This window comes from Leisingera aquaemixtae, assembly GCF_001458395.1.
GTDB lineage: Bacteria > Pseudomonadota > Alphaproteobacteria > Rhodobacterales > Rhodobacteraceae > Leisingera > Leisingera aquaemixtae.
Map to the genome: position 1 here is coordinate 1 of NZ_CYSR01000001.1, position 16,071 is coordinate 16,071.

13 protein-coding genes are annotated in these 16,071 nt (G+C 65.8%); 2 read left to right on the forward strand and 11 right to left on the reverse strand.

Annotation, left to right across the window (positions count from 1 at the left end; all coding sequences use genetic code 11):
• Positions 1–1,432: right-handed parallel beta-helix repeat-containing protein (locus PHA8399_RS00005; protein WP_058284178.1), on the forward strand; the 1,432-nt coding region annotated here is incomplete at its 5' end.
• Positions 1,433–1,585: 153 nt separating this feature from the next.
• Here PHA8399_RS00005 and PHA8399_RS00010 read toward each other — a convergent pair.
• The 10 genes from PHA8399_RS00010 to PHA8399_RS00055 all read right to left on the reverse strand — a co-directional run bounded on the left by PHA8399_RS00010 (position 1,586) and on the right by PHA8399_RS00055 (position 14,147).
• Positions 1,586–2,725, reverse strand: a complete 1,140-nt coding sequence (locus PHA8399_RS00010; RefSeq protein WP_082649401.1) for a glycosyltransferase family 4 protein — start codon at positions 2,723–2,725, stop codon at positions 1,586–1,588.
• Between the two features lie 13 nt (positions 2,726–2,738).
• A complete protein-coding gene (locus PHA8399_RS00015) occupies positions 2,739–3,911 on the reverse strand; it encodes a glycosyltransferase family 4 protein (RefSeq protein WP_058284179.1) in 1,173 nt (390 codons plus the stop codon).
• Positions 3,892–4,863 (reverse strand): glycosyltransferase family 2 protein, encoded by a 972-nt coding sequence (locus tag PHA8399_RS00020; RefSeq protein ID WP_058284180.1) that lies wholly within the window; start codon positions 4,861–4,863, stop codon positions 3,892–3,894. Before PHA8399_RS00020 ends, PHA8399_RS00015 begins: the two co-directional genes overlap by 20 nt.
• Positions 4,856–5,701 carry a glycosyltransferase family 2 protein gene (locus PHA8399_RS00025; protein WP_058284181.1) on the reverse strand — a complete coding sequence of 282 codons (846 nt, stop codon included), beginning with the start codon at positions 5,699–5,701 and terminating at the stop codon, positions 4,856–4,858. The genes PHA8399_RS00020 and PHA8399_RS00025 overlap by 8 nt, the downstream gene beginning before the upstream one ends.
• The gene (locus PHA8399_RS00030) at positions 5,698–6,675 is read right to left on the reverse strand and encodes a UDP-glucuronic acid decarboxylase family protein (RefSeq protein WP_058284182.1); all 978 of its coding nucleotides are present in this window, start codon (positions 6,673–6,675) and stop codon (positions 5,698–5,700) included. Before PHA8399_RS00030 ends, PHA8399_RS00025 begins: the two co-directional genes overlap by 4 nt.
• Positions 6,675–7,646 (reverse strand): sulfotransferase family protein, encoded by a 972-nt coding sequence (locus PHA8399_RS00035; protein WP_342027507.1) that lies wholly within the window; start codon positions 7,644–7,646, stop codon positions 6,675–6,677. The genes PHA8399_RS00030 and PHA8399_RS00035 overlap by 1 nt, the downstream gene beginning before the upstream one ends.
• The gene (locus tag PHA8399_RS00040) at positions 7,615–8,994 is read right to left on the reverse strand and encodes an O-antigen ligase family protein (protein ID WP_058284184.1); all 1,380 of its coding nucleotides are present in this window, start codon (positions 8,992–8,994) and stop codon (positions 7,615–7,617) included. Before PHA8399_RS00040 ends, PHA8399_RS00035 begins: the two co-directional genes overlap by 32 nt.
• Positions 8,984–11,335 carry a glycosyltransferase family 4 protein gene (locus tag PHA8399_RS21735; RefSeq protein WP_158509242.1) on the reverse strand — a complete coding sequence of 784 codons (2,352 nt, stop codon included), beginning with the start codon at positions 11,333–11,335 and terminating at the stop codon, positions 8,984–8,986. The genes PHA8399_RS00040 and PHA8399_RS21735 overlap by 11 nt, the downstream gene beginning before the upstream one ends.
• A gap of 100 nt (positions 11,336–11,435) precedes the next feature.
• Complete coding sequence (locus PHA8399_RS00050) at positions 11,436–13,235, reverse strand: ABC transporter ATP-binding protein (protein ID WP_145976948.1); 1,800 nt, start codon at positions 13,233–13,235, stop codon at positions 11,436–11,438.
• Between the two features lie 222 nt (positions 13,236–13,457).
• On the reverse strand, positions 13,458–14,147 hold the full coding sequence (locus tag PHA8399_RS00055) for a sugar transferase (RefSeq protein WP_338092695.1): 690 nt from the start codon (positions 14,145–14,147) through the stop codon (positions 13,458–13,460).
• 302 nt (positions 14,148–14,449) lie between these two features.
• Between PHA8399_RS00055 and PHA8399_RS22150 the strand changes: the two genes are divergently transcribed.
• Positions 14,450–14,824 carry a hypothetical protein gene (locus PHA8399_RS22150; RefSeq protein WP_145976949.1) on the forward strand — a complete coding sequence of 125 codons (375 nt, stop codon included), beginning with the start codon at positions 14,450–14,452 and terminating at the stop codon, positions 14,822–14,824.
• Here the strand turns inward: PHA8399_RS22150 and PHA8399_RS00065 are convergent.
• Positions 14,763–16,071 (reverse strand): LamG domain-containing protein (locus PHA8399_RS00065; RefSeq protein ID WP_500683686.1); only part of this gene is annotated, 1,309 nt, incomplete at its 5' end. The genes PHA8399_RS22150 and PHA8399_RS00065 overlap by 62 nt on opposite strands.

Sequence of the window (16,071 nt, forward strand, 5' to 3'; positions counted from 1 at the left end):
TTCCGATTACCACACCAAGCGCATCCTGGTGGTCGACGGCGATGGGGTCACTGTCCAGAACAGCGCGTTTTCCGGCAATGTCTCGATGCATATCGACGTGCTGAACGGCGACCGGTTCAGCCTGGACAAGAGCTCTTTCGAGGGCGGCTTCTACCAGGTCCGCATCGTCGGCGGCGATGACGCCAAGGTGACCGGCAGCCATTTCCGCAAATCGCTGGGCGACGGCATCAAGACCACCGCCACCCCGGACGGCGACGCGCCGGAGCGGATGCTGGTGGCGGACAGCTTCTTTGAACGCAACGCCCGCGACGGGCTGGATACCGCGGGCGGCTTCAAGGACGGCCAGGTGCGGAATTCGGTGTTCTACGACAACGGCGTCAGCGGCATCGACATCAAGAGCCTGTATAAAAGCAAGTCGGATTTCGACGCCAGCAAGCAGAACCACAACATCCGCATTTCGGGCAGCGAGTTCATCGACAGCCCCAACGGCGTTGTTGTCACCGTGCTCAATCCCAACGGCCTGCTGAACAAGAGCAATGCGCATCTGATGCCGCATGACATCAAGGTCAGCGACTCGATCTTCGAGAACAACACCTCGCAGGGCGGGCGGGCGTTCCTGATCAAGGACGGCTATGACATCACCTGGGAGGGGATTTCCCTGCTCGGCAAGGTCAACGAGATGCGCTTTTTGGGCGCCGAAGCCCCCACGCCCCCCTCGGGCACCAACCTGGGCGGCGAGATTGAGACCACCGGCGCGCCGCGCAAGCTGTCGGTCGGCGAGCTGTGGTCCGGCTCCACCGGCCCGGTTGCAGGCGGCGAGAGCGACGGCGGGTCCGGCGGCAGCACAACCCCCGAGCCTGAACCTGCGCCGGACGGCGACCCCAACCTGGTGACCGGCAACGCGCAGGACAACACCCTGCACGGCACGGCAGAGGCGGACATTATCAAAGGGCTCGACGGCCAGGACATGCTGGCTGGCTACGGCAGCCGCGACCGGCTCAGAGGCGGCAAGGACGAGGATACCGTCGACGGCGGCGGCGGCAGGGACAAGGTCTTTGGCGGCGGCGGAGCAGACACCGTCTATGGCGGCGGCGGAGCAGACGTTCTGAAGGGCGGCGGCGGCCAGGACCGCCTGGATGGCGGCAGCGGCAACGACATGCTCAATGGCGGTAATGGCGCCGACCGGATCACAGGCGGCGATGGCAGCGACACATTTGTGTTCACCACGGGCCACGGCCAGGACACGGTTCTGGATTTCACCTCCGGAACCGACGTGATCGACCTGAGCGGGCTGGGCCAGAGCGTCAACAGCTACAGCGATCTGGAGATCAGCAGCCAGGGCGGCAGCGCGCTGATCGGCACCGGGGAAGGCACCATCCTGCTGCAGGGGATTCAGGTGTCGGAACTCGGGGCAGGAGATTTCCTGTTCTGAGGCGCCCGCCCTCAGGTTTGCCCGTCCGGCAGCTTTGAATTTGCGCAAGCAGATCCGGACGGGCCGCGATTTTCCTGCGCTGCGGAGGCCATGCCTTCGCAGTGCAGCCGCCCCCCAGTGCCAGCGCCGCAGCGCTGCGGGTCAGGCTAGCGGTCAGAGCGGGCCCGGCGGCGGCCGCTTGCCCGCGATTTCCGAGAGCGCCTCGGCATAGGCACGGATCACGATCTTCTCGTCAAACTGCCGCTCGACAAGCGCGCGCCCGGCGCTGCCCATCTTCTGCAGGATGTCCTGCGGCGCCCCGGCAATGCGCAGCATCGCCCGCTCAAGGTCTGAACTGTCGCGCGGCGCCACCAGAAAGCCGCTTTCCCCGTCGATCACCACCGTGCGGCAGCCGGCGGTATCCGTGGTGATGACCGGCCGCCCGCAGGCCCCGGCCTCCAGCAGCGCGCGCGGCGTCCCCTCGCGGTAATAGCTGGGCATGACCACGCAGGTTGCCTGCGCAAGAACCGGGCGGATGTCGCGCTGGCGGCCGAGGTATTCGATGATCCCCTCCTCCTCCCACTGCGACAGCACCGCCTCGGGGACCGCTGCCGGACCCGGCGTTTCAAGACCGCCGGCCAGCCTGAAGACAGCTTCGGGAAAGACCTTGCGCACCTGCCGCGCCGCTTCGGCGTATTCCCCGATCCCCTTCTCCCACAGCAGCCGGGCAACCAGCAGGAAGACAGGCGCCTGCGGGCGCCGGGGCACCGGGGAGGCGGTGAACCGCGCCAGGTCGACCCCCGACCCGGGCAGGATCCGCGCGGTGCCGGACGCAACCAGCCCGGCCTGCAGAAACTGCTCCTGATCTTCGAGGTTCTGGAAAAAGACGATGGGAGCGGCCCGGAAGGCATGGCGGTACACCCGGGCCGCAAAGGCCGCCAGCGGGCCCTTGCCGGAAAACACGGACCCCAAACCGGTCACATTCGGGATGATCGGGGTGCCGGTCAGGCGCGCCGCCAGCCCCGCATAGAGGTTGTTCTTGATCGTGTAGCTGAGGATGGCGTCAGGCCGCAAAGCCCGGATATGCCCGATCATCGCCCTGAGGCAGCCGGCTTCCCGCACCGGCGAGGTGCCGCGGCGGTCCATCTTCAGCTCCACATACCTGCAGCCGATCTCGCTGAGAATGGCCTCGGTGTAATCGTCGCGCGGGGCCAGCACGGTGATCTCGTGGCCGGCCGCCATCAGCGCCCGCAGCAGGCCGGAGCGGAAGTTCACCACGTTGAAGGAGGAATTGACGGTCACAACCAGCTTCATGGGATTTCCCGCCTCATGACACGGCATCGCTGTAAATTCCGGCCATGGCGCGGGCGCAGCTTGACCAGCTGAATTGCCGGGCCCGGCGCCTGCCCTGCGCCGCCATGCGGGCGCGCAGGTCTGCGGAGCCGCAGACCTGCAGGATGGCGGCGGCCAGCGCTTCGGGATCCGAGGCATCGCACAGGCATCCTGCCTGGCCTGCGACCTCGGGCAGCGAGGTCCGGTCCGAGGCGACCACAGGGGTGCCGCTGGCCATGGCTTCAAGAACCGGCAGGCCGAAGCCTTCGAACAGCGACGGGTGCACGTAAAGATCCGCCGCCTGATAGAGCGCCCGCAGTTCCGGGTCGGACACGTAGCCCAGGCGGTGCACGCGGTTGCGCAGCGCCGGTGCGGCAAGCGCCTGGGCAATTTCCCCGCTGTCCCAGCCTGCGCCGCCGGCCAGCACCAGATGGTGCGGGATGCTGCTGCCCAGAACCGTCATCGCCCGCAGCAGGCCGGCCAGGTTCTTGCGCGGGCTGGCGGCGCCTGCGGACAGGATAAACGGGACACCGGGCGGCAAGGCAAACCGGTGCAGCAGCGCCGGGTCCGCCGGGGTGAAAAACGCCTCCGAAACGCCTTCCAGCACAACCCGCAGCCGCGCCTCGACGCTTGGCCCTGCATACTCCCGCACGGTGTCGGCGGTGTATTGCGACACGCAGGCAATGACATCCGCCTGCCGCACCGCCTGGTCGAGGCTGCGCTGCATGACCCAGGGGCTGGTGTTGCGAAAGTAGTCCGGGCGGATCAAGGGGCCCAGGTCGTGAATGGTCACCACCAGGGGCTTTCGGGTGGCCACCGGGTAGCCGAGGGAGACGGCGTGGACCACATCGACCGGCGCGTCCAGGCAGGCCTCAAGAGACGGGCGCCCGAGAAAGGTCCAGAGCAGCGAGGTGCCGCGGCGGCCAAGGCCTGTGAGCTGCAGCCCGGTCTCCTGCTGGCGCGCGGCAAGCGCCTCCGGCTCCAGCCCCGACCATCCGGCAACAGGGATGATCTCGGGCCCGCCAATGCCCCGCAGCGCCTCCAGCAGCTCCCGCGCGTAGCGGGCCAGCCCATGCCCCTGCCGGTCGCCGAACTGATTGGCGAAACAGGCCACCCGCAGCCCCTGCCCGGGGATCATGCCTGCGCGTTCAATGGTTGCGGATTGCAAGAAATGTCCTCCCGAATACGCTGTTCCAGCGGCGCCGGAGCCGGCCGCGGATCCCCGCGGGCAGAAACGCGCCCAGCAGGGCGGCCCAGGAATCCGCCGCAAACGGCCACAGCGCGATGGCAATCAGATACTGGCGGATGGCGGCCCCGCGCCGGCCCAGGTAATGGAACTGCACCCGCCCGGTGCGGCGGTGAAAGCCGGCCCGGGCCGCCAGCGGCAGCCACCAGGCGCGGCGCCGCCGCAGCGCCGCGTATTTGTCCAGGATCCGCTTGTGCGCGCGCAGCTCCCGCGCCGGATCCGAAACGGTCCGCGGCCCCGGATGCTGGCGCAGATCCGCCAGAACCTCCGGAACACAGCTGATCGGGGCCAGCCGGGCCAGGCGTATCCACATGTCCCAGTCCTGCCGGGCGGCAAGCGCAAGATCGAATTTGCCGGCCTCGATCAGCAGCCGCCGGCGCACGGTATAGGCCGAGGTCGGCGCCGTCACATCGCTGACCAGCAAGGCGTTCAGCAGGTCGCCTTCCGGGTAGGCATGGCGCGGCTCTGCGATCACCCGGCCGCTTTCGGCATCGGTTTCCCGCAAGCCGCAGTAGACCGCCCCGAACTCCGGCCGCGCTGCCAGCCGCGCCATCTGCTTCTCGATCTTTTGCGGATGCCACAGGTCGTCGCTGTCCAGGAAGGCAACAAACCGGCCGCGCGCCCTGTCTATGCCGCGGTTGCGGGCCGCATTGCCGCCCGCGTTCGGCTGTTTTTCGTAGACCACCGGCAGCGGCACCGTCTTTGCCCAGGCGCTGACCCGCGCCGCGGTGTCATCCTCCGACCCGTCGTCGATGACAATGATTTCCAGGTCGCGGAAGGTCTGCGCCTGCACGCTGTCCAGCGCCTCGCAAATCAGGTGCCCCCGGTTATACGTGGGCACCACCACCGAGACCTCTGGCGGCGCATCAGCCATTGCGGTCCGCAGCCGCCCAGGACACCTGCCGCTCCAGTTCCGCCCGCGAAATGCGGTTCTGCCGGTCCCACACCAGCGCATAGGCACGGAAGACGGCGGTGGCCGAGTGCAGCGCCGAAATCAGCCCCGGGGTGCCGTCGAGAAACCCCTTCTTGTAAAAGTACTTCTTCAGGAATTCCTTGGCCGGCGCCCAAAGGATCTGCCAGCCGCGGATCTGCCGTTTGCTTTCCTCGACGTGCTTGACGGTCTCCTCCAGATAGGTGGAGCTCTTCTTCAGGCGCTTTTCGAAATTATGCTCGTTGAAGTGGATCATCTTGCCGCTGAGCTGGCCCACCCTTTGCGCGGGCGCATCCAGGTGGCAGGTCTCGTGAAACATGCCGCCGAAGCGGAACAAATCGCGCCGGGCCAGGTGGATCAGGTTCCAGTCCTGCCAGCCGCCGCCCTGCATCGGCCGGTGCATGAAATGATTGAGCCGCCGGAAGCGGTAGCCGTCCATCTGCTCATCCTGGATCGCCGCGCGGATTTCGCCGGCCAGCTCGCGGGAGACCCGCTCGTCGATATCCATATGCAGCAGCCAGTCGCTGGCGGCGGCGTCGATGCCCTTGTTGCGCTGATCGCTGTAATATTCGCCGGGCTTGCGCGGCGACCGCAGAAACCGGACGGTGCCGCCCGCCGCCGCGCAGATCTCTTCGGTGCGGTCGGTCGAGCCGTCATCCACAATGATGATCTCATCGGCCCAGCCGATCAGGTTGGCCAGGAACCCGGGCAGGTCCTCTTCCTCGTTGTAGCTGATGGCCACAACGCCCAGGGTGGCGGGGGCGCGCTCGAACGGGCTCATCGGGCCGCCTGGGCCGATCCGGCGTCCGGCCCGGACAGCAGGCCGTCAAAATAGCTGATGGTCTTGCCCAGCCCTTCTTCCAGCGCAACCGAAGGTGCCCAGTCCAGCTCGCGCTTGGCCAGCGAAATATCCGGGCGGCGCTGCATCGGGTCATCCTGCGGCAGCGGCCGGTAGACGATCTCGGACTGCGAGCCGGTCATCCCCACGATCCGCTCCGCCAGCTCGCGGATGGTGATCTCGACCGGGTTTCCGAGGTTCATCGGGCCATGGCAGCCGGGGCCTGCCGCCATGAAGCGGACCAGCGCGTCAACCAGGTCGCTGACATAGCAGAACGACCGGGTCTGCATGCCGTCGCCGAACAGCGTGATCGGCTCGCCTTTCAGCGCCTGCACGATGAAATTCGACACCACGCGCCCGTCATTGGGATGCATTCGGGGGCCATAGGTGTTGAAGATGCGCGCCACTTTGACATCCAGCCCGGTCTGCCGGTGGTAGTCGAAGAACAGCGTTTCCGCGCAGCGCTTGCCCTCGTCGTAGCAGGACCGCGGGCCGATCGGATTGACATTGCCCCAGTAGTCCTCCCGCTGCGGGTTCACCTTGGGATCGCCGTAGACTTCGCTGGTGGAGGCCTGCAGGATCGGGCACTTGAGGCGCTTGGCCAGCCCCAGCAGGTTGATGGCGCCATGCACGCTGGTTTTCGTGGTCTGGATCGGGTCATGCTGGTAGTGGACCGGCGAGGCCGGGCAGGCGAGGTTGAAGATCGCGTCCACCTCGACATAGAGCGGGAACGTGACATCGTGGCGGATCAGCTCGAAATGCACGTTGTTCGCCAGGTGATAGATGTTCGGTTTTGTGCCGGTGTAAAAATTGTCGACGCACAAGACGTCGGTGCCGTCCGCGATCAGCCGGTCGATCAGATGAGACCCGATGAAACCTGCGCCGCCTGTGACCAATACCTGTTTGTTAATACTCATTATGACTCCACACCTGGGTTCCTAAGTGACTCGTCTTTTGCCGGTTTCCGGCCCAAGGCCCTGCGCAGGCGCAGCAGGGCCGGCTGCACGAACCTGTCCCTGAGCCGGTTGACGCGCAGCCGGGGCGACCGGCGCTTGGGGGCTTTCAGCGGCCCGCCTGCGCCGGCGGGCTGCGGATTGGCCAGCTCTGCGCTGCTGTAGCCGAAGTGCCGGGCGATCTGCTGAACCGCCGGATCGAGCTGCAGGGTGTAGCTGCTGTCCTGCTTCCATTTTTCAGAGGATTTCGCATGGGTGCCGGAGCCGGTCCGGGGATCGGGCTCTATGCCGATGAACCGGCAGATTGCGGCAAAACCGTCAGCGGGCGCTTGCACCAGATCCTCGTAGCGGACCGTCAGCAGCCTGCCTTCGGGCAGCATCTGTTCAAACGCCAGCAGGTTGCGGCAGATGTCCAGCCAGCCGTATTGCCGCTTGCCCGGGTCGGTGCCGAACAGCGCGGCGGCGGAATACATCGTGCCGTGCGGGTTGCGGACCATGGCCACGATCTTCACGTCAAAGCTGGTGGTCTGCATCCATTCCAGGATCAGGCTCAGCGCCGCCCAGTGGGCAAGGAACTGCGGCGATTTCTCAAAGAACACCGGGCGGGCATAGGCCTGGCACAGGGCTTCCCAGCCCTCGAAGACCAGCGCCCGGTCGTCTGCGGGCGGCGGAAACTCCGGCACGCACCGCGCCAGCAGGTCAATCATATAGGCGCGCGCATTCGCCCGGCTGCCATAGCCGCCGTAGGCCCGCCCCGAGCTGAACAGCTGATCCGGGCGCCGCAGCAGCACCGCGGCGGTCAGCCACCAGTGGGTTTCCAGATTGGAATGCGGCGAATAGGGCACGGTCTGAACGTCAGGATGGCGGCAGATCTCATCCTGGAACATCGTTGAGCCAGAACGCTTATCTGAAAGCAGGAGCACGATGCTGGGCATGAGACCTCCGGTTCGCTGGTTTGACCTGCCGCGGCACTTCGAAAAAGTTCGCAAGAGACGAGATAAGTCCAATGACGAGGAAGAAAAGCATTGCACCGCGCGGCGTCGAGACCGGCGCATGCCCGAACGCAACCCACGGCAGCAGGGCGACCACCGACAGCAGCAGCGATTGCGACAGCAATCCGGCAAAGGAGCCTTTGCGCCTGGCGAGCTGCCCGGCGGCGCGAAGCGCCCGCAGCACCAGGGAGCCGTACAGAAGCGCAGCCAGCATCCCGTAGCTGTAATAGGCCATCGCAAATGCGGCATGGGTTGCCTTGCCGGCCTGCTCGGGAACCGCCCGGGTGTCCGAATACCTGACGGTGATCCCCTCCCCCAGCAGCAGGAACTGCGGCTGCTCGGCAACGTGCTGGAACGGCTCGATATAGGCCAGGATGCGTTCGCTTTCGCGCTCGTCCTGGAACGGGTTTTCCAGGATCGCCTGGCTGCGGTTGGACAGGCGGTCGAAGAAAAAGAGCTGGGAGGTGATGCCCACGGCCAGAATGACGGTGGTGCTGACCGCGACCGGCAGCAAAATCCCCCGGCGCACATGCTTGAACCCGTAGAGCAGCACCGCCAGCAGGATGAGCAGGCTGCCCAGGATCGGCCCGCGGGAATAGCTCATCACAACCCCCATCGGCGCCAGCAGGCAGGCGGCCAGCGTGATGCCCCGCCAGACCGGCCCCAGCCGCCACGGCCAGCGCAGCAGCAGCGCCGCCAGCGGCCAGCACACATTGATGAAGGAGGCGCCCAGGATCGAAACCCCGACCAGGGTCCGGCCGCGGACGCCGCTGTCCCCGGCGCTGTAATTCGCGCCCACCCCTTCCGCGGCGGGCTCAAGGAATTTGTTCGAAAACACCAGGTCCACAACCAGCACCCGCGTCATCGGCAGCGACGTGAGGATCATCAAGGCCGCGGTGACCAGCATCCCCAGCACCGCCGCGCGCAAAATCACCGACACATCCTGCGGCGTCCGCACCATCAGGCCGGTGAGGAAGAACACGCTGAAGGCCAGGCAGGTGCGGATGGAGATATAAAGGGAATCCTGCAAGGTGCTGAAGGTCAGAACCCCGATCACTTCACTGGCGAGTGCGAGGGACAGGATCACCTTGACGGTGGTGGAAAACATCCTGCGCCCCCGGACCGCAGGCAGGCTCTGCGCCTTCACGATCAGCATCAGGATCAGCAGGTCGATCATGTAGACAGGCACCGGGCCCAGCTTGACATTCATCTTGGGCACCGCAACGAGGACAAACACGAAGACCGCGAACAGGCCGATGCCCGGGGTTGTCCGGTGAGGTCTATAGGCCATAGCCGTGCCTCACCTTTGCGTATAAATTCAGATGGGCGCTCACGTAGTCTTCGATCCTGAAGGTCTGCGAGCGCTCAAAGCCGTTCTGCCCCAGCTGCCTGCGCAACTCCGGGGAGGCCGCCAGGCGGCGGATGGCCGCCGCGATGCTGGCAGGCTGCGCCGGATCGACCAGCAGGGCGGCCTGGCCGTCCGGGCCGACAACCTCCCGCAGCCCCGCAACATCCGAGGCGATGACAGGCAGCGCCGCGTTCATGCCTTCCACCGCCGCCAGCCCGAAGCCTTCCCACAAGGAGGGCATCAGGAAGATGTCCGCCTCCTGCAGCAGCGCCCGGATGTCCGGCACATAGCCCGCAAACTCCACCGCTTCGGACAGGCCCAGCCGCGCGGCGGTGCTGCGCAGCGCCTCAAGCTCAGGCCCGTCGCCGGCAATCACATAGCGCAGGTTGCAGGGCATCAGCTGGGCCAGCGCCTCCAGCGCCGCGCCGTAGTTCTTGGCCGGGGTCAGGCGGCCGGCCGACAGCAGGGTCAAAGGCGCGTCCTTGGGGGCCCGCCGGATGGGCCTGTCAAAGAACAGCCGGCAGCCATTGGGAATCACCGTGACCCCCTTGACCCAGGGCCGCGCCGCCTTCAGCTCGGCGCTGACCCCCTGGCTGATTGCAATGATCTGCCTGAAGGCGCCGTAGACCTGCCTGTCGACCGCCCGCCCGAACAGGCTGGACCGGCGGTTGTTGGAGGTGCTGTGCTCGGTGAACAGCACCGGCGCGCCCACCACGCCGGCCCGCACCAGAAGCGACAGGTACAGGCTGGCCGGAAACAGATGCGCATGCACGACGTCGCTGGGGCGGATGTGCCGCCTGGCATAGGCCGCCAGCCGGCTGAAGGCGCGCGGGTCATAGGGGCTGCTCACCCCAAGCGACACCGCCCCCTCCGGCACGCCGCCCTCGCCGAAGCCCTCCAGCGAGACCAGATGCGCCTCGATCCCTTCCGATTGCAGCTGGCCGTGCAAGCTGCGGGCCATCCGCTCGGCGCCGCCGCGTTTCATGTCGATGCTGTTGATGATCTGGAACACACGCGGCCGCGCCGCCGGGTCCGGCGCAGCCGCGGGCGGCGGCGGCCGCCGCCGCAGCCGGCCGAGGCTGCTGCGCAGCGCCTTGCGCTGCTTGGCCGGCAGGATCCGGGCCAGGGGGTGCTGGCGGAACAGCGCAGGCGCCTGAAATCGGTTCCAGGGCAGCGGCTGCCAGTCCGGCGGCGGCTCCGACATCACCGCTTCAAAGAGTTCGGCATAGGCGCGCACGCAGGTGTCGCGCGAAAACCGGCTGCGGGCCGCCGCCGACACCGCCCGGCTCATCGCCTGCAGCTGCGCCCGGTCCCGTGCCAGGCCTTCGATATGGCTGGCAAATTCCGCAGTGCCGCCGGTCTCTGCCAGGAACCCGGTTTTGCCAGCATCGATCAGGAAATCGGTGATGCCCGGCAGCCGCCAGGCAACCGGGACAGCGCCGGCCGCCATCGCCTCCAGCAAGGCGTTCGGGCAGCCTTCGAAATGCGACGGGAACAGAAAGACATCGGTCTCTTCCAGAAACCCCGGGATCTCCTCCGGGCGCAGGCTGCCGACAAAGCGCACGGCGTCCCGAGGGCTTTCGGGGTCCGCTAGCCCGGCAAGCGCCCGGCGCAGCTCCGCCTCATCCTTGCCCTGCCCCGCGATCCGCAGCTGGAACGGCACCCCGGCGTCTTCCAGATGGCGCAGAATGTCAGGCAGGTGCATCACCCCCTTCTGCCGGTGCTCCAGCCGGCCAAGGAAGCCCAGCTTCAGGGCTTCGCCCCTGCCCCGCACCGCCCGGGCCGCCGCGGCGAACCGTTCCGGCGGCACCCCGTTGGGGATCAGGGCAATCTTGTCCGGGCTGACGCCATAGCCGGTTATCAGATCCTCTTGCAGCCGCGGCGTCAGCGCCACGATCCGCGCCAGCCGCTCCTGGCCGATCAGGGTCAGCCGGTAGCCTTCCTCGAACCCGTTGGCGCAGCGGGCCAGGGCCCGCACATGGGCGGGAAGATGCGGCAGGGCGCTCAGGATGGCGGGGGAGTTGACGCCGAACACCGCGTCGATCTGTTCGGCCGCACACCAGCCGGCAAACGCGCGGGCCTGGGTTTTCAGGCTTGAGCTTTTTCCGGCCAGCAGCACGCAGCCCTCATCGGCAAACGCCGGGTCGGTCAGGCTGGCCTGATCGCGGCCCGCTGCGACGCAGCGCAGGTCGATGCCCTGCGCCAGCAGCGCAGGCCGCATGTTGCGGTAGAAGGTGAAGGTCCCGCTGTCTTTCGGCACCGATCCGAACGCCACGCGTATCATCGGCGCCCCCCCCGGCCGGCACAGTTCTGACCTGTCCTGGCCCGCCCGGCTTTGGCCCGCGCTGTCTTGGCCTGCCCGGTTTTTGGCACGGCCCATCGGATCACCCCCCGGCTGCAACGGTAATGTGATCGCCGGCCCCGAACAGGCTGTCGTAATCGGCGACGGAGACCAGCGTGCCGTTCTCCAGCGTCAGGATGATGTCGCAGTCCCGCACGGTCGTGTGCCGGTGGGCCACCATGATCAGGGTCTGCGAGCCCGCCAGCTTGGAAATCTCCGCCATCACCTGCGCCTCGGTGGCGTTGTCGAGGGCGCTGGTCGCCTCGTCGAACACGATGACGTCCGGCTCGGGGTAAAGGGCGCGGGCGATGCTCAGGCGCTGCCGCTGGCCGCCGGACAGCCGCACGCCGCGCTCGCCGACAAAGGTCTCGTAGCCGTCGGGCAGCTCGTTCAGAATGAACTCCTCGATCTGCGCCATGCGCGCCGCCGCCTGCAGCTTCCCGGTGTCGATATCCGCGTCGGGAACGCCAAAGGCGATATTCTGCGCCACCGTGGCATCGCTCAGGTAGATGTCCTGCTGGACATAGCCGACATTTGCGCGCCAGGACCGGATTTCATTGTGCGACAGCTTGCGGCCGTCAATCCGGATCTCGCCGCGGTCCGGTTCCAGCAGCCCCAGGATCAGATCCATCAGGGTTGTCTTGCCGGCCCCCGTCCGGCCGACAATGCCCACGGACATGCCCGCTGCAATCGTGAAGGTCACGTTTTTCAGGCTGTCTTCCTCCGCGCCGGGATAGCGGAAGGACACATCCTTGAACTCGATGCTCTCCCGGAAGCGCAGGGGGGCAACCGCGCCGGGCAAGGGCGGCAGGTCTTCCGCGCTTGTGAAATCCTCCAGGATGGAGTGTGCGGAGGCGCTGCTCAGCCGCAAGGACACAGAGGCGTTATAGCCGCGCTGGAAGGCCGGCATCATGCGGTGAAGCGCCAGCACAAAGACCCCGAGCGTCGGCAGCATATCGGCCATCGCGGCGCTGCCGGTGCCGCCGCTGCGGGCGGACAGCAGCAGGGTCAGCAGCACGGTGCCGCCGATGGCGACGGATTCGATGATGTGGCGCGGCGCCATCCGGACGGTGTTGGACAGCGCATTCGCATTGGCATAGCCGGACGACGGCACCGAATAGCGTTCGATCAGGTTCCGCTCCCGGTTCAGCAGCCGGACCTGTTTGCCGCCGATCAGCGCCTCCATTGCCAGCCGGTGCCGTTTGCGGTTGGTGCTCAGGATCGTCTGGCCGAGCCGGCTTGAGATCCGGCGCACGGACAGCAGCAGCACCGTGTAAAGTGCGGAGAATGTGCCCATCGCCAGCAGCGTGACCGACGGGTTGATCGCCAGCAGCAGCGCCACCAGGAAGAACAAGGTCACGGCCGCGACCACGAATTCCGAAAACGCCCGGAAGACCTGCGAGACGATGCGGGCCGTCTCCGACAGCATATTCGCCACAAGCTCGCTGCTGTTGCGCTGCAGCATGAACGGATAGGGCTGCTTCAGATAGGCCGCCAGCAGGCGTTTCGACAGGCTGTGAATCCGCCCTTCAAGCCAGCGGTTGGCGACATAGACGGTCAGGATCTTCAGCCCCGCGGTGGCGAGGAGCATGACAAAGAACCCGATGCCCAGCACAAAGATAAACTCATCGGCGCTGCCAAAGCCGCCCCATGTGTAGACATATGACAAGTAGCTGTTTGACTGAACGAGCCCGGGCTCGCCGAGCACCTTGAGAAAGGGGAAGATCATTGCAACCCCCACCATGTCCGCAAACCCGCTCAGGATGATGAGCGGCATGATGAGCATCGCCGTTTTGCGCTCTGCCGGCGTCAGCAGCCGCAGGGCCAGAGTCAGGCTCTTCATGACGGCCTCCGGCAAGCTGCGGGCTTGCGCCTCCGGCAGAGTGCAGAACTGCGCCTCCGGCAAGAATTATAACTGCGCCTCCGGCGCGGGGCGGAATTGCCGGGACCATGCGGCGGCCGCGGCCGCCCTGTTTTCTGAAAGACGCCGGCCGGGCGCACCATGGCGGCCCCGTTCAGCTTCACTGAAACCGATACTAAATCACAATGCACAAGACTGCTTTCGTTACAGGCGCGGCGGCCAGCCAAACACGATCTTGATTGTTGCAACTAATACGAAAAGATCCAGCCGCCACCCCATGTTGCGGACATAGTGGGCATCCAGCTCAAGTTTTTCCCGGGCCATTTCGATGCAATCGGTGTAGCCCTGGGTCACTTGCGCATAGCCGCTCATGCCCGGCTTGACCGTCTCGCGGATGCCGTATCCGGGAATGGCCTGCCGGTAGGTTTCGGCAAAGGAGAGGATTTCGGGTCTCGGCCCGATCAGGCTCATCTGCCCCATCAGAACATTCAGGATCTGCGGCAGCTCATCGAGCTTGGTGTCGCGCATCCAGTGCCCCAGGGGGGTGATGCGGGAGGTCTCCAGCGGATCATCCGCCCCCCGGCAGCCTGCGCCGCTGCGGGTCATGGTGCGGAACTTGATCATTGTGAACCCCTGCCGGCTCCGGCCGCAGCGCTGCTGCAGGAAGAACAGGCGCCCCGGGTTCCAGAAGGGGTTCAGGCATAGCAGAACGCAGCAGATCCCAAGCAGCAGCGGCAAGCAGGCCAGGCTGATCAGAACATCCGCCGCACGTTTGGAAACCAGGTAGGCGCGCCGTTTCGCTGCACGGGTAAACGCCCCCGAAAGATTTTCCCCCTCCCCGCCAGGGTAATAATACCTCTTGGCGGCGACTTTTAACATAACACCATTTTTCATTTAACTTGTAACCGTCTACTAAACCCATACACGGAGGGCACAGAAACCGGCTGCCCGAAACAAACAATCCAGCCCCTGAAAACAGGCGGGATGGGCATTAGAATCTGTGAAAATCAGTCCCCCCAGACCCCTCACATGCGGCCTTTGGAACACACTGCAAGCAGGCCGCCAGACAAGTATGCCGTCCGGCCGCCGTTCTGCCAAGGTAAAATTTTAATAATATCTGCTGAAACCTGCGCCGGAAAATGCACAGGCCGCCGGTTTAATTGGTCTCCCCCGGAACGCGGCCGCGGGTTTCGGAAGTGATTGATTTTATTGATGCAATTTTGCCCAAAAAAAGCGCGGCAAAAAACAGGGAAATGGAAATCAGAAAACCGATTGCAACCGAAACGATGAGGGAAAAGTTAAAAAACAACCACAGGAGAAATGCGGCAATCCACATTGCGCAAACGGATATAAAAAACGAAGGAATCGCCATGCCGGACCTTGAACCTGGAGCATCTGACACACTGTTATTCCGGCCTGGCCTGCGGCGCCAGAGGCGCACAGGGGTTTGCGGAAAATTGACGCCGCCGGAAGCTGCGGTGCAGGACCGGATCCTGCACCGCATTGGTGTCAGAGCAGCAGGAAGTCGTCGCTCAGCGCCGCGCTGCCGGTGGCAATCGCAAAATCGCTGATGGTGCCGTCAAAGGCATCGGTGAAGCCCGCCTCGCCCGATTTGCTGGTCCAGCCGTTGGCGCCGACCTGCAGGTGCTCGGCGTTGTCCAGCCAATCGAACTCGAAGTCCGCCTCTCCGGCCAGTTCGCCGTTCAGCCGCAGCGCAACCTTGCCGCCGCCGAAGCTGGCGCTGACCGAATAATCGGTGTCCGCCTCAATGCCTCCGACTTCGAAGGTTTCCGACGCATCGCCCTCCTGGAACCGCACGAACAGCTTGCCGTTGCTGATGTAGCTGGTGAAGTGCCCGTCGTTGACATCGGCGCCATAGGCATCCTTCGAAACCAGCCCCTGGCGGCCGCTGACCGTGTCGGCGTTGAAGGTGAAGGCGATGTTGCCGGCCTCCGCCTGCAGCGCCTGGTCCGGTGCAAATTCCCGCACCGAGCTGTTCGTGCCGTTGAACTCCATCGGGCCATCCAGCTCAAAGATGTCTGCAAGCGCGGGCAGGGTGGTGTCCGTTTCCTGGCTGCCCGTGTCTTCCACGGAAGAGCCCGTGCCGGTGCCGGTTTCGGGTGCCACAGAGGTGCTGCTGTCCGCATCCGTGCTGCCGGTTCCGGTTCCACCGCCCGCCGCACCGGAGGCTGCCGCTGCGGTATTGAACCCTTCGGTGATCCCGACGTTCGAGATGGTGCCGTCAAAGGCCGCCACGAAGCCGGCCGCGCCGGACTTGCTGGCCCAGCCGTTTGCGCCGATCTGCAGGTACTCCTTGTTGTCCATCCAGTCCACCTTGAAGGCGGCGGAATCCGCCAGCACGTCGTTGACCCACAGGGACACCTGGCCGTCGCCGAAGCTGGTGCGCACGTCATAGTCCGTGTGCGCCTTGATGCCGTCCATCGTCAGCGTCTTGGAGGCAGACCCTTCCTGGTAGCGGACGTGCAAGGTGCCGTCCTTGATGTAGGAGGTGAAATGCCCGTCGTTCACGGTGCTGCCGCGGGCGTCCTTGGACACAAGCCCCTGGCTGCCGCTGACCTTGTCCGCGTTAAACGCAAAGGACACCGTTGCGGATTGGGCATTGGTGGCGGCGGACGGCGCCAGCTCGATCACCTTGGCGGCGGTTCCGTCGAACTCCATTGCGCCGGACCGCTGGAACAGCATCTCGCCGCTGCCGGCCGGAGCGGAAGTGTCTTCCTCCGGGGCCGGCTTGGGCTGCGGCGCGGGTTCCGGAGCGGGCTCCGGCGCAGGCTCCGGCTCAGGCGCAGGTGCGGTGCTG

Bases quoted from the DNA above. Each gene is read 5' to 3' on its own strand.
- PHA8399_RS00055 (WP_338092695.1), bottom strand. From the start codon at position 14,147: ATGAAAAATGGTGTTATGTTAAAAGTCGCCGCCAAGAGGTATTATTAC.
- PHA8399_RS00020 (WP_058284180.1), bottom strand. From the start codon at position 4,863: ATGGCTGATGCGCCGCCAGAGGTCTCGGTGGTGGTGCCCACGTATAAC.
- PHA8399_RS00025 (WP_058284181.1), bottom strand. From the start codon at position 5,701: ATGAGCCCGTTCGAGCGCGCCCCCGCCACCCTGGGCGTTGTGGCCATC.
- PHA8399_RS00050 (WP_145976948.1), bottom strand. From the start codon at position 13,235: ATGAAGAGCCTGACTCTGGCCCTGCGGCTGCTGACGCCGGCAGAGCGC.
- PHA8399_RS00035 (WP_342027507.1), bottom strand. From the start codon at position 7,646: ATGCCCAGCATCGTGCTCCTGCTTTCAGATAAGCGTTCTGGCTCAACG.
- PHA8399_RS00010 (WP_082649401.1), bottom strand. From the start codon at position 2,725: ATGAAGCTGGTTGTGACCGTCAATTCCTCCTTCAACGTGGTGAACTTC.
- PHA8399_RS00040 (WP_058284184.1), bottom strand. From the start codon at position 8,994: ATGGCCTATAGACCTCACCGGACAACCCCGGGCATCGGCCTGTTCGCG.
- PHA8399_RS00030 (WP_058284182.1), bottom strand. From the start codon at position 6,675: ATGAGTATTAACAAACAGGTATTGGTCACAGGCGGCGCAGGTTTCATC.
- PHA8399_RS21735 (WP_158509242.1), bottom strand. From the start codon at position 11,335: ATGATACGCGTGGCGTTCGGATCGGTGCCGAAAGACAGCGGGACCTTC.